The sequence below is a fragment of the Proteiniphilum acetatigenes DSM 18083 genome (genome assembly GCF_000380985.1).
Lineage (GTDB): Bacteria > Bacteroidota > Bacteroidia > Bacteroidales > Dysgonomonadaceae > Proteiniphilum > Proteiniphilum acetatigenes.
Genome location: NZ_KB905699.1, coordinates 58,619 through 72,710 on the forward strand (window position 1 = coordinate 58,619; position 14,092 = coordinate 72,710).

7 protein-coding genes are annotated in these 14,092 nt (G+C 44.5%); all 7 read right to left on the reverse strand.

The genetic code is table 11. The features are described 5' to 3' along the window. Window positions 1-56 precede the first annotated feature (56 nt). Window positions 57-1,217, reverse strand: a complete 1,161-nt coding sequence (locus F597_RS0112815; protein WP_019540149.1) for an MFS transporter — start codon at window positions 1,215-1,217, stop codon at window positions 57-59. Between the two features lie 161 nt (window positions 1,218-1,378). After that, the gene (locus F597_RS0112820; protein ID WP_019540150.1) at window positions 1,379-3,130 is read right to left on the reverse strand and encodes a glycoside hydrolase family 32 protein; all 1,752 of its coding nucleotides are present in this window, start codon (window positions 3,128-3,130) and stop codon (window positions 1,379-1,381) included. Window positions 3,131-3,173: 43 nt separating this feature from the next. Beyond that, window positions 3,174-4,772 carry a glycoside hydrolase family 32 protein gene (locus F597_RS0112825; RefSeq protein ID WP_081624379.1) on the reverse strand — a complete coding sequence of 533 codons (1,599 nt, stop codon included), beginning with the start codon at window positions 4,770-4,772 and terminating at the stop codon, window positions 3,174-3,176. 68 nt (window positions 4,773-4,840) lie between these two features. After that, window positions 4,841-5,947: a DUF5018 domain-containing protein gene (locus tag F597_RS21695; protein WP_019540152.1), complete on the reverse strand. Its 1,107-nt coding sequence runs from the start codon at window positions 5,945-5,947 to the stop codon at window positions 4,841-4,843. Between the two features lie 82 nt (window positions 5,948-6,029). Beyond that, on the reverse strand, window positions 6,030-7,706 hold the full coding sequence (locus tag F597_RS0112835; protein WP_026327425.1) for a RagB/SusD family nutrient uptake outer membrane protein: 1,677 nt from the start codon (window positions 7,704-7,706) through the stop codon (window positions 6,030-6,032). Window positions 7,707-7,742: 36 nt separating this feature from the next. Next, the gene (locus tag F597_RS0112840) at window positions 7,743-10,868 is read right to left on the reverse strand and encodes a SusC/RagA family TonB-linked outer membrane protein (RefSeq protein WP_026327426.1); all 3,126 of its coding nucleotides are present in this window, start codon (window positions 10,866-10,868) and stop codon (window positions 7,743-7,745) included. A gap of 461 nt (window positions 10,869-11,329) precedes the next feature. Further along, window positions 11,330-14,071, reverse strand: a complete 2,742-nt coding sequence (locus tag F597_RS0112845; protein ID WP_044060311.1) for a hybrid sensor histidine kinase/response regulator transcription factor — start codon at window positions 14,069-14,071, stop codon at window positions 11,330-11,332. Between the last annotated feature and the right edge of the window lie 21 nt (window positions 14,072-14,092).

Below are 14,092 nucleotides of genomic sequence, written 5' to 3' on the forward strand. Positions count from 1 at the left end.
GGTAACTGAATAATTAATCAACAAATTAGCACATCATCACATTATCACATCGGAGCTTATCCTTTTTTAAGTTTGAATGTGAGGAATATCAGGTAAACCACACCCACTGTCAGGACAATGAGTGCTCCCGTCTGTGAAGCCATCGTGTCGGAAAGCAACCCCATCAGTAAAGGGAAAACCGTTCCGCCGAAAAGCCCCATGATCATCAGGCCCGATACTTCGTTTTTCTTTTCGGGCATATACAACATCGCTTTCGACAGGATTATCGGGAAGATATTGGAATTACCCAATCCTACCAGGGCAATGGAGATGTAAATGAACGTAAGATTGTTGAATATGAAAAGTCCGGCCATTGAAAGCACCATCAACGCAACGCTTATGGCAAAGAATTTTTTTGCTGAGTAACGTGCCAGTACAAAGGCGCCGGTAAAACATCCGATAGTGCGGAACAGAAAATAAAGACTGGTGGCGAATCCGGCATCGGCAAGCGGCATCCCTAACCGCTCCATGAGTATCTTCGGAGCGGTTACGTTCACGCCCACATCGATACCTACGTGGCACATGATTCCCAGAAACGAAAGTAGTATTGTTTTATCACCCAACAAAGCGAAGCACTGCAAGAAAGTAGACGTTTTACCACCTGTCTCTTCTTCTTTTATCTGCGTAATACCCAGCCAAAGTGTGGCCAGTATCGCCATCGCCATGAATATCGGGAAAAGAAGTTTCCAGTCGCCCAGACTTGCAGCAGCCCAGGCAGCTATCAGCGGAGCGGTGAATGACGCTATTGCCTTCACGAATTGTCCCAGTGTGAGCGAACTTGCCAGCTTATCCCCTTTCACTATATTCGATAACAAGGGGTTGATAGACACCTGCATCAGCGTGTTTCCTATACCAAGCAAGGAAAAAGATATGAGCATCGATACAAAACTGTAACTCACAACCGGGATCAGCAAGGCTGCAGCCGTTACTACCAAACTCAACAGCACCGTTTTTCTTCGTCCTATCTTATTCATCAGCATCCCCGTGGGAACGGAGAAGATAAGGAACCAGAAAAAAACCATTGAGGGAAAAAGGTTAGCTACCGTGTCCGACAGATCGAAATCGGCTTTCACGTAATTAGTCGCAATGCCCACCAGATCGACAAATCCCATGGCGAAAAACGCCAGCATGACGGGAACCACTCTTAGAAATACTTTTTCTTGTTTTATCGTGTTCATACTATTACTTTATTTTTCCTTGCCTGTTTCATAATCAATTTCAATTCTCTTTTGATTTTAGAGGGATCCGGGATGTCAGACTTTAATTATCCTTTTCACATTTCCACATTATCACTCTTCACTCCTGGTTTTTCACCTTTCACTTTTTCACTTTTAGTTTTTCACTTACTCCGAATCGGATACACATTTATACTACTGATTGTCACTTCTTCATCGCTTTCGAAAGAAAGGGAGTTATAGGGTTCTGTAGGGAAGATGCTGTTGGTCTGCACCAACTCACCGTCGTTTACAAAACATTCCACCGATGCTCTGTCAACAAAAATCCTGATTTGGTAGCTCTTTTTCTTTACAAGAGGCGCTTTGATGGTTTCCGATGCAAAGTTATCAGAAAAATCAACAATTCCGCTTTTCGACCGGTCGATGCCGAATACGCCCTTTTCGGGATCGAAACTGAACACTGTCCTTTCGCCCTTCCCGTTGGCTAATATAAAGCTGAAGACAGAGGCACTGCCGGCCTCAATATCCATCTCTATCTCAAAGGAACCCGTGTTTCCTTCCGTCAGATTGTCTATCGTATGCGATTTGTTGACTGTGAATGCATCTATCTTCTTTGTATTTCCACGTAAAGCATTCACCTCTTCTGCCGGTGGGTTGGCTACAACAAGGTGTTCACCGTTATGTGCCAGCTTCAGCTCGCGGGGCAGCGTACTGGCTCCCTTGAAATGAACCGGCGGGATATGGTTGGCATAGTCCCAGTTATTCATCCATCCGATAAACAATTTGCGTCCGTCAGATTCGGGAATATTGCTCCAGGTTACGCCTGCATAGTTATCACGTCCGTAATCCAGCCAGAGAGGATAAGGGAGTGCGTCGGGTTTAAAAGTTTTTCCATCGAAATCACCGATGAAATACTGTGTGGCGCTTCCGCCATTGGGTCCGCCGGGATTGATACTCACAAAAAGTACCCATTTGGTCTGTCCGTTATATGTGAGAGGGAACAGGTCGGGACACTCCCACACACCGCCGTGTGCGCCTATGCCTTCACCGAATTCGCTGAGTTTATCCCATTCTTTCAGGTTATCCGAGCCGTAGAAAGAGATAGTCTGTCCGGTTGCCAGCGCCATTATCCATTGGTTCGTAGCGTTGTGCCAAAATACTTTCGGGTCACGGAAATCGGGATAGCTCAAATCGCTCAACACGGGATTTTCCTCGTATGTGGTAAATGTACGTCCATTGTCGAGGCTGTAAGCGATTGATTGGGTCTGAATTTTTCCTGCCGAAGTATAGATGGCGATCATCGCGTCATTGCCGAAACCGGCTGTATTGTCTTTGTCAATTACCGCGCTTCCCGAGAAAATTGAGCCGAGAGAATCGGGTGCCAATGCGAACGGCAGATGCTCCCATGAAACCAGGTCTTTCGATACGGCATGTCCCCAGTGCATGTTTGCCCAGCGCGACCCGTAAGGGTTGTATTGGTAAAACAGATGATATTCGCCGTTGTGATACACCATTCCGTTGGGATCGTTCATCCAGCCGTATTTTGGTGTAAAGTGATAAAGCGGACGATAGGTTTCATTGTAATCGAACTCGAAGCTGTCGGATTGCTTTATGCGGGAAAAACCGATATCAGTTTTATTTACGTGCTCAAACGTGAGCGTGACTTTCCGGTCTTTGTATTTCGATACGTCGATGGGTATCCAGTAGTCTGTTTTCGTCTGCGAAACACGGATATACATCGGTTCACCTATCTTTTCACCATCCACTGAGAGTTGTACGACCGACTCCGGAGCGTTGTCCTCAACAGGTATCAGGATATAATTTCCGGTTACGTCAAAATTTATTGTATTTCCCGCGGAGCAAGCACATAACAGGAATGCACTGCATCCTAATAATAAATGTAAAATTTTCTTCATAACTTTCTATCTATGTGATCTTTTTGATTCTTGTAAAGTATAATCAGGGTGTTTCCCGGATTGTTATTTCCGTAACTTTAATAGTTCCGTTGTCTGAGAAGATTGTCCAGGGATTTTGATTCATCTTGTAAATACGGTTTGTAAATGCAGTATTGTTATTCACATATACTACGGCTATTGACTTTTCGATAATAATCTTTACGTCAAAAACCTTATTCTGCGGAACGACAAGTGGGGTAAAATTCAGCTCTTTCCTGTTTGAACCTGTTTCGTTGTACATAAACAGGGAAGGCATGTTCCAGCGATTGTTCGGCGTCAGATCGAAGGAGACTGAATATACTTCCGATAAATCATCGCACACTCCGAAAGAAAACCCGAAATGATCCGATTCCGATGCGTCAATTTTCATCGAGATTTTAACCGGGCCGTTATTCCTGTTGAACAGTGCGTAGCTTCTCCCGGAGGCTTGAGCGGTAATGTTGTATGAGCCGTTATTGCCTGATACATTTCCTTCTGATTTTATTTTTTCGAATTCGACTTTCCGATTGAATTTTGCATCTACAGCCTCGGGTATTACCGGATATAGATGTCCGTTTGCCTGTTGCACAATCTTATGTGTTATCAATGATCCCGCCCAATCCAGTTCATTGTTGTTGTTTACCGTTCCTCCGGTTGAGCACCAACCCGACAAGTAGCGGTTTGTACCGTCACCCGCCGTTTTTGCGGCATAAAGGTATAATCCGTCAAAAGTCTCGTGGCGTCCTGAAGCGTCTTCGCTTCTCCTCCACGGCCCGTCGGGTGAGTTGGCTATACGGTAAAATGTCTTACGATGTTCATCGCGGTTGATGCGTGAAAAGACCAGGTACCATTTATCGCCTATTCTGAAAATGTCGGGACATTCCAGAATTTCGGAATCCGTTTGAATTTCATATATCGCCGGATTATCGGAAGTCGTTGCCATTAAAGGTTCAATCAATGACCAGTTTATCAGGTCGGATGATGTATAGCGTGCAAGCGCCCCTTTTCCCTCTTTGCGTGTAGTAACAAGCATTACATATTTTTCGCGGGTCTCATCCCAGTACACATGCGGGTCACGGAAGTTATTCCGGTCAAATCCGTTTGGCGCCTGAAAGGTAGCCGAAGGTTGCTTCGTCCAGTTCAGTAAATCGGCAGATGTGGCAAGCATCACTTTTTCGGCAGGGTTAAGATTGCTGTTGTGGCCGGTATAATAGCCATAATAGGTATTTTCCGCTTTGATAAAACTACCGGTTCCTATCCATTCCTCCTGACTGCCTGTGGCGCCTGCCGGCAGTGCCTGTATAAAGCCGTCGAAAGTGGCGTAATCTGCCGTTCTTGTCAAATAGATGGGATGATTGTTGGCATTTTCGTAAAGGTAAAACAGGTAGAACCTTTTTTCATCGGCGTTGTAATAGGGCATAGGGTCGCCTACATAACCCTGCTCCGGTTTGTAGAATGTTTGGTACATACCGGATTCCTGTGGATTCCTGCACGTGGTAGACATATCTACGGTCGGCTCACCAGGCTCAGGTTCAGGAGTTATGTCATCACCGCTATTACATCCTGCCAACAAGTGTGAGAAGAGTAAAGCCGGAAGTATCAGTAAATACATTTGTCGTTTCATATACCTGTTTTATGTTGAGTACGTGGAGGACATTATTGCCCTGCCACGTACAAAAATACATATTTTACTTAATCTTTAGGGATCGCTTTCAATTCGTCCCAATACATACGATGTGTCGTGAAAGCTACAGGCTCACCATTAGGATGTTCATGCGGCATCACCAGGATATTGTTAATTATCGCCGTACGATTCTCCGGGATATTGAACACCAATTCCTGCCATTCGCCAAGATGATCTTCAGAATACCAGGCCCTCAACCAGTCTTTGTTGGTTTCACCATCGGACTGAATTTCGATCTGCACATCTCCTGCGACCTCTTTCAGTATCATAACCGAAAAACGGTCGTATTCGGCAGGGTTGATATTTACTTTATTGTTATTCCACAAAGCTCCTCCATGCCAACCTTCTCCGGTAACTGCATCCCGTACAAAAGAGGCACAGAAAGGTGTATTATTGATACCGCCGGTATTTGGGTTAGGATAAGGACTGTCTATGGTGACCACTAAGCCGTCCCAGTGCGGGACTATATTTTCGCCGTTGTAAATAAGCAATGGCAGCTTGGGCTCTTCTCCCGGGATCACGGTCACGGAATAGGTAAATGTTTCACCTTGGTACGTGAGTGTGTAGGTGACAGGCGAAGTGAAATCAACAAAACTACCCGGCTCTGGCGATATCACGGCGCCATCTGTGTACTCTATTACAGGGCTTAGTGCAGTCACGTCTGTCCCTTCCGGAAGATAAATCACGATACTGTTGTCGTCCTGATTGATGATACCGTTCCGGTTTCCGATACGGAAAGAAGTGATCTCTGCTTTGATCTCCATCACCGTTACCCGATACGTATTGTACAGGTTCCCATTGAATACACGGTATTCTATAGGAGTGTTTGCTGAGAAAGTGAAGTTCTGGGCTTCACCCGAAGCCGGTGATACTGTTGCGTTCGCAGGCAATTCGATAACAGGAGCCACAGCCGACAGGTCAGTACCTGAAGGCACCAGTACGGTGATCGTTCCATTGTCGTTGTTGATGGCTCCTTCCACATTATTGACTTTGAAAGAGAGGATATCCACATCAGCCGTCAGGTCGAGTGAATCACCTTTGTCGTCATTGCAGGCGAGGAAAATACCGCCTAAGAATATAATGAGCGCTAAACTCATATTTTTTAATGTCTTCATACGATTCAAATTTAATTTTTTCGTGTGATATGGGAGCCTATTACCGAAAAAGCAACAGGCTTCCTATTTTGACCATTTTATTTTAATATCCCGGATTCTGTTCGTACATGAACTTACTCAACCTGATTTGCGCTTCGGGGATGGGTAGGTATTCATGTTGATCCGCATTAAACTGGGCGGAAGAATAATAGGGTCTGCGTGTTCTTTCCGCGTTATAATACTGATTCATGGCTTGTTCGGCAATTCCCCAGCGTACAAGATCGAAGAAACGGCCGTTTTCCATTGCCAATTCCAGGCGGCGCTCCCAACGTAAAGCCTGACGGGCAAAAGGTTCGTCCCATGTGCAGTTTATACCGTCCCTGTATGTGTCGATATTCATTCTGTCTGTCGCGTAATCAACAAAAGCCGTGCTGTTTCTTGCCCGCGTGCGCACCTGGTTGATCAACGGCAACGCTTCCGATGACCGGTGTAGTTCAATCAGCGCTTCGGCACGCATCAGCAGTACATCGGCAAAGCGGATCAGTATACGGTTCTTTGAATTGGCGTAAAAAGGTACCATCGGTATAAAACAATCGCAATCGGGATCTACATTTTCTTTCAGCGAAGCATAAAAATAATAATCTGCAGGGTTCCGGTTCCAACTTTCCTCATAAATACGATCGGAATTGTATTTGTATGGAAGACCGGGAATAGCTACGGTATGAAAGAGCCGTGGATCGTACTGTTCCTGCGTACTGTACTGAGCCAGCGTATTGTAGTTTTCGAGCGGCAGTCCGTTTCCTGTCGTACGGAAAGCATTCACGAGACTTTGGCTTGGTTTATTGAAATCGCAGCAACCCAACCCCATCGGTACCGAAAGCAAGTCGGAAAAATTCAGGCGTCCGAATCTTGTTCCGTCGTCTTTAGAGTATTGAACCGAGAACAGTGCTTCGGGGCCATTCTCATAACTTCCCGGCAGAAAATTGAATGCGAAATCAGGCTCCAGTGTATAACCCGACGAAAGCACGATCTCCGTATTATCCAATACTTTTTGCAGATCCGCCTGATCGATACCCGTTACAGCGTGTCTTTCAGGATCATCTTGCCGATAGGCTTTATACAGGTAGGTTTTAGCCAGATAGGCTGCTGCGGCCGGTCTGCTGGCACGTCCTGTTTCAGCTTGTACATCCGGTAGGTGATCAACCGCATACTGGAAGTCGTCGGCTATTTTCTGCCACAACCCATCGTTGGTCAATGCCCTGTTGGAAATGGTCTCGTACTCATCCACCGGTGTATTTTCGTCCACATAAGGCACATGCTTGAACAGTATTTTTAACAAAAAGTAAAAGTGTCCGCGCAGGAAACGCGCTTCACCCAATTTCACCTCTTTGTTATCGAGGTTTTCAGCTTCCTGTATGGCGCGAATAGCGTTATTGGCACGTGAAATGGCGATATAGCACTGAAACCATAAGCGATCCACTTCACCAAAATTCGGCATTATATTGTTCGACACTTCAAAAAAGTGAAACACCTGTATATCCTGTGGCCCGGAACCTCCTTTATAAGCATCGTCCGAACGGACTGTCCCGTATGGCCACAGGCTGAGAGGGACATCGTAATGGTCGTTACCCAAAGCCGAATAGGCGGCTGTCAATAATCTTTCCGGATCGTTTACCTGATCGGAACTCAATACGCCCTTGGGAGTTTCATTCAGAAAATCGGCACATCCCGACATAAGAACGACGACTACAACTATTGAGATGATTTTATTTAATTGCATATTATAATAATGATTTAACATGTGTAACGATAAAAATTAAAATATTACGTTCAATCCTACAGTCCATGTTGTAGGAATAGGATAACCCCACCCTGCGTTTTCGGGATCTACCCCTGTAAAGTCTTTCGATTTCACGGTAAACAGATTCTGTCCGCTGACGTAAAAGCGCAAACGGCTCATTTTCATTTTTGAAACAACAGTTGCCGGTAGCGTATAGCCCAGGGATAAATTGCGTAATTTCATGTACGAACCGTCTTCGATGAAATAAGTCGAAAAACGCCCTTCGTCGTTGGTATTGATCGTTTGCAAAGCAGGGATAGTCGACCCTGTGTTTTGCGGCGTCCAGGCATCCAGCAGGCGCCTTCCCTTGTTGGAATTGACATCATCGACACTCCAGAAATCCGTCTGTGCTTTGAGCCAATTGTGTACATCAATCCCCTGCACGCCCTGGAAATAAGCGGTGAGGTCGAAACCCTTGTACTGAAGCGCTATATTCAGGCTGTATGAAAAATCGGGATGCGGATTGCCTATCCATGTCCGGTCTAAATCGTTGATCTCATTATCTTCGTCATTCACGTTCCTGTAGCGTATGCGTCCGATACCTTTGCCGGTCTGATTCACATGGGCATCCACTTCTTCCTGGTTTTGGAAGAGGCCATCGGCAACATAACCATAGAAAGAGTCTAAAGGACGACCGATAATGTTGTCACCCGGACGACCGCCATAAGAGTTTTCTACAGATTCGGGCAGATAAGTGACCTTGTTTTTATATGCCGAAACAATTCCGGTAATGTCGTACTCCAACCCGAATGAAGTGCTGTTTTTGTAACCTGCGGAAAAATCAAATCCCCGGTTTTCCATCGAAGCGCCGTTGGCCCAACGATAGCCTCCTTCACCCACAATACCGATATAAGCAGGATTAATCAACATATCTTTAGTCGCCTTGATATACCAATCGATAGAACCGTAAAGGCTTTGGTCGAAGAGTAAGAAATCCAGTCCGATGTTGGTCTGCTCGGTGGTTTCCCATTTCAGGTCATCGTTTTCAGTCTGGATTTTCCGGTATCCTGAAGGCAGATTACCCGAACCCGATCCCGAAAGATCGTATGCCGTACCATCGACGATATTCCAGGTCGGGTCTCCGATACCGTATTCAGGAACGAAGAGCGCGTAAGTAGCAAGATTATCGATACCCTGGTTTCCTGTCTGCCCCCAGCCGAAGCGTAATTTCAGGTCGGAAATGTAATCTTTGGTATTTTCCATAAAATTTTCTTCCGAAATCCTCCAACCGGCTGTTACGGCAGGAAAAGTGGCAAAACGGTTATTTCTTCCGAAGCGGGAAGAGCCATCCTGCCGGATAGTAAACGAGGCAAGGTAACGGTCGTTATAGGAATAGTTGGCTTTTCCGAAATAGGAAAGCAGGGAAAACCCTGTTGAGCCACCGCCAACAGATGCGGTTCCGGTACTTACGCCGGGCCACATATATTCGGGTGTTTCGATGGCAAAAGCACCTTCTCCCGAAGTATAAGCGTTAAAGTTTATGTCGCTTTGCCGGTTCATTTCTACACCTGCCAACACATCGAACCTGTGTCTGTCAATTGTTTTCTGATAAGTGGCGGTGTTTGACCATGTCCATCTCATCCAATGGCCCTGCTCCATATTTACCGCCGTATTGTCGCTGTTCATGAAGCCCGAACGATAGGAATGTACCATATGACGTTTATAGAAATTGCCGTAATCAATGCCATAGCTGGTGCGAAAGTGTAAATCCCTGATTATTTCCAGATCAGCATATGCATTTCCGAACAAACGCCAATAAGCGTAAGCATTGTTGCGATTGTCATAAAGCAGGCGCATAGGGTTATGGCGGTCGTTCATGCCTCTGGAGGGTCCACCCCAGCCTTCACCGTCTATCGTGTGTACCGGTATCATGGGTAATGCTTTCAAAGAAAGGTCGAGTACATCGCCCGGCGCCTGTACTTCACTTGTTCTGTTCAATGTGAAATTTTCACCGATAACCAACCTGCCGTCAAACAATTTATAATCGGTATTGATACGTGCCGAAATACGGTTGAAGTCGGTATGCTTAAGCGTTCCGTCGTTGTAAAAATATCCCAGGGACAAAAAGGAACTGCTTTTTTCGGTAGCCGAACTAAGAGACATGTTATACGATTGGATCAACCCGGTTTTGGATATTTCATTAAACCAATCGGTGTCAGAAGCAAGTATTGTCCGGTCATTATCAACATATTTAGCCAGATAAATATTATTGAGTTGGGGGTGTCCGTTGGTATCGTAACCCCAATCGAAGCTGTAACCGATATTGTTGCTGTTCGGATTACCGCCTCCGTTTACCGATGCCTGCCACAAAGCCTGTCCGTATTCGCGCGCATTGAGCACCTCCATGCGGTTATTAAAATAAGTGCTCGTGAGAAAAGCATCGAAAGTCAGTTGGATTTTCCCGGCCTGTCCCTTTTTGGTGGTAATAATGATCACACCGTTGGCGGCACGTGAGCCGTAGATACTTGCAGCGGAAGCGTCGCGAAGAACCTGAATACTTTCAATATCGTTTGAATTAAGCTCGTGCATACCGCCTTGCGTGGGTACACCATCAATAATATAAAGGGGATTCTGGTCGCTGTTGAGGGAGCTGATGCCGCGAACACGCACGGTAGCTGCTCCGCTCGGATTGCCATCGGCGCTGATGGTCATACCGGGGACACGTCCCTGAAGTGCTTTCATCGGATTGTTCTCGGCAACGGACATTATATCTTCCACGTTTACCACAGAAACAGCTCCCGTTAAATCAGCCTTACGCTGCGTGATATAGCCTACAGCTACTACTTCATCGAGCAATTGCATATCTTCGGTCATTGTGATATTCAATACCGTTTGCCCGTCAATAGGTATTTCTAATGTCTCAAAACCAATGTAGGAAATAACCAATACATCGGTTCGACCCGCTTCCAGGCTAAAGTTGCCATTTATGTCGGTTACGGTTCCCACGGTTTTCCCTTTTACCAGGACATTTGCCCCGATAACAGGCTCTGAATCGGTAGCGGAAATTATTGTTCCCCGAATCGTCTGTTCTTGTCCCCATGATAGAAAGGGGAGAGCCAAGAAAATCAATAAAATCGGTAGTTTTTCTAACATCTTCTTCATTTCTGGTTTTAAAATTAAAATTATATATCGTACTCTATATTGTTATTCCTATATACTACTATATTACATTCGTTTTAAATAAAGAAAAGATCTTTCCGTTTTATAGGGGAGGACTTAAATGCAGAATGTGTTTCATCGTAAAGAAAACAGTATTCGCCGGATGATGATTCCCCTGATATATATAAATGGTAATAAAAACAGTTCACCTTACTTCACAATGTTATGCTCACAAATAATTATTGTTGAGAACAGGTTTTATTTTCGGATACAATGATAGGTATGGAAACAAAATATCCCGATAAAAAATGTAACAAAGACTGTCAAATTTGTAAACGAGGGGTAGATAAATAGCGTGATTTTCAATAATGTTACCTGAATGTTACAAAAATAATAGCGAATCGGAGGTGGTCCGGCCAGTTTTCGTGCTTATGAATTAGATAATATGGATTTTATTATGCCGGTTACTTCTTTTCCATGTACTCTGACGGCGTCATCCCGAAAACGTCTTTGAAACATTTCGAGAAATATGCCGGAGAGGAAAAGCCGGTCTGATAGGCGACCTCGCTGACGGAAAAACGGCGTTTGTCAAGTAGTTCCACAGCTTTACTCAGCCTGAAGTTGCGCAGATAATCAACAGGTGTAAGTCCGGATATCTCTTTTATTTTCCGGTATAGATGAACGCGTGAAATATTCAGTTCTTCACTTAGCTTTTCTACTGATATATCGGTTTTTGCATACGACGTTTCCAGTAGCGAGATAAATTGGGAGATAAAGATTTCGTCGCTACTGTCAATTTTCTTATCATTTTCGATTATCGGGATACCACCTGTCTGCATTGTCTGCATAAACTTCCTTTGCAGACGACGGCGTTCTTCGAGTAACCGTATGATTTTTACTTTTACATAATCTATATGGAATGGCTTGCGGATATAATCGTCAGCTCCTTCGGCAATACCATACATCCGCTGGTCTATTTCTCCCAATGCTGTAAGAAGAATGACCGGGATATCCGACAGTACAGGTGAAGCCTTGATTTTTTTACATAGCTCGAAACCATTCATCCATGGCATCAACACATCACTCAGAACAAGGGTTATGTTTGTCTGCTTTTCCATAAGCTGCAATGCTTCCAGTCCGTTTTCTGCTGTCAGTACATGAAAGTTTTCCGACAGTTCTTCCGAGAGGTATTCCCTGATTCCTTGGTCATCCTCCACAATAAGGACCGTGTAATTATACTTCCTTCCTGTTATCTCCCTTGTCTTTTCAGCATCGATAATTGATTCTGCCCCAGATTCCAAAATCTCGTTTTGGTTTTCCATTAAGCTGTATTCAGGCAGATGGTGTTTACCGGCAGGGATTTCAATAGTGAATACCGTTTTTTTTCCGGGATCGCTTTCCACACTAATTTTACCACCGTGCATTTTCACAAATTCCTGCGTAAGGTGGAGCCCTATGCCGGTACCCGTCTTATTGTCGCTACTATCGGTATAGAAACGATCGAAAACAAGCGGCAGTTTATCCTTGCTTATTCCGGTCCCATTGTCACTGACGGATATGGATATCTTTTCGTTGTAACAGTGCATATCCACAGCTATTGTTCCGTTATCATGCGTAAATTTAAAAGCATTTGACAATAGATTCACCAGTATCTTTTCCATCTTATCGGCATCGAACCATAATTGGGCAGAAGGTTTGTTTGAAGTGAATGAATAGTGGATGTTTCTGGTTTCGGCCAGTTCGTCGAAAAGTGATTTTACGGTTGAGGTGAACGAGACGATATCTTTGTTACTAACGTTGAGTTGTGTTTTATCACTTTCAATTTTCTGAAAGTCGAGCAATTGGTTAATGATCCGGGTCAGTCTGTCGGTATTTTTTTTCATGCGTGTCAGATCGGCAAGTAAAGCCGGGTCCTGCACGTTTTTGATCCATTTCTCCAGGGGGCTGACGATCAGCGTGAGTGGGGTTCTTACCTCGTGCGACACGTTCATAAAAAATCGCACTTTCTGATCGTTTACCTCTTTAATTTTTTCATTAAGAATAATCAATTGCTGTTTCTGATGCTCTATCTCATCGTTTTTCAACCGGAGCTGACTATTCCTGCGCTTTATCTTCCTGTTGATATAAAAGATATAGATCGAAAAAAGGAAGAGCAATCCAGCCAGCAAAAGAATAAGAATTAAAGAATGCCGAAGTATACTGAATTCGTTTACAATAGATTCAAGGTTTTTCCTTTGTTGCTCTATTCTGTTTTGATAATTAATGAGTTGGTCGGATTGTAATAAGAGGGTCTGCGCTGTAGGCTTGTCTATAATTCTCGTGCCTTCGAGGATATATTGTTTTTCTACAGGTTGTCCTGTGAGTATCTTCATAGCTACCTTGATGACTTCATCTCCACCGGTGGGATAGAGGAACGATGCGTCGATCCGACCATCGGCAACGGCTTCTAATCCCGCATCCTTACCGAAAGCCCCGTCAACTCCCATTATTTTTATTTTCGGTATAAGGGATGAATCCCTTTTGATAATTGCTTCTCTGGCACCTATCGCCATCACATCATTATGGGCATACACAAGATCGATGTTTTCATAGTCCGGCAGTTTTTCAGTTTCATCACGGGCAATCTCACGCCGCCATTTCCCTTCTATCGATATGATGTTGAAACCCTTCGACTTGTCCAACCCATCAATAAAACCCTGATGACGTTCTATGGCAGGAGAAGTAGTTTTTGTCCCCCATATTTCAAGGATGGTAGCACTGTCAGGTAACAGGGAACTGGCATATTGTCCTGCCATCTTCCCAATCTCATAACTATCGCCACCAACGTAAGAGGTATATTCGTCGGAATTTATTTTCCTGTCGGCGATAATAGTAGGGATACCCGCCCGGTACGCTTCTACGGCAATCGGAGTAAGGTTGTTGGATTCATTGGGTGAGATAATAAGCACATCTACCTTCCTGTTGATCAATTCCCTGATCTGGCGGATCTGCTTCTGATTATTCTCCTCCGCATCCATGACAATGATATCAATATTTTCATAATTCGATACCTCGATGTTCATTTCCACCATCATGGCCTGCCTCCATACATCGTCCATCATACATTGGGAGAAACCTATAGTATATCTTTTTTCGGTATTATCCTGGCAAGAAAGTAAAAGTAGCAGGAAAAACAGAACTGAAATTATGCTATTAAATTTATGCATATAATTGGCCGATTAAAACAA

Excerpts from the sequence above, each read along its gene's own strand:
- F597_RS0112845 (WP_044060311.1), bottom strand. The coding sequence starts at position 14,071 with ATGCATAAATTTAATAGCATAATTTCAGTTCTGTTTTTCCTGCTACTT.
- F597_RS0112825 (WP_081624379.1), bottom strand. The coding sequence starts at position 4,772 with ATGAAACGACAAATGTATTTACTGATACTTCCGGCTTTACTCTTCTCA.
- F597_RS21695 (WP_019540152.1), bottom strand. The coding sequence starts at position 5,947 with ATGAAGACATTAAAAAATATGAGTTTAGCGCTCATTATATTCTTAGGC.
- F597_RS0112840 (WP_026327426.1), bottom strand. The coding sequence starts at position 10,868 with ATGAAGAAGATGTTAGAAAAACTACCGATTTTATTGATTTTCTTGGCT.
- F597_RS0112820 (WP_019540150.1), bottom strand. The coding sequence starts at position 3,130 with ATGAAGAAAATTTTACATTTATTATTAGGATGCAGTGCATTCCTGTTA.
- F597_RS0112815 (WP_019540149.1), bottom strand. The coding sequence starts at position 1,217 with ATGAACACGATAAAACAAGAAAAAGTATTTCTAAGAGTGGTTCCCGTC.
- F597_RS0112835 (WP_026327425.1), bottom strand. The coding sequence starts at position 7,706 with ATGCAATTAAATAAAATCATCTCAATAGTTGTAGTCGTCGTTCTTATG.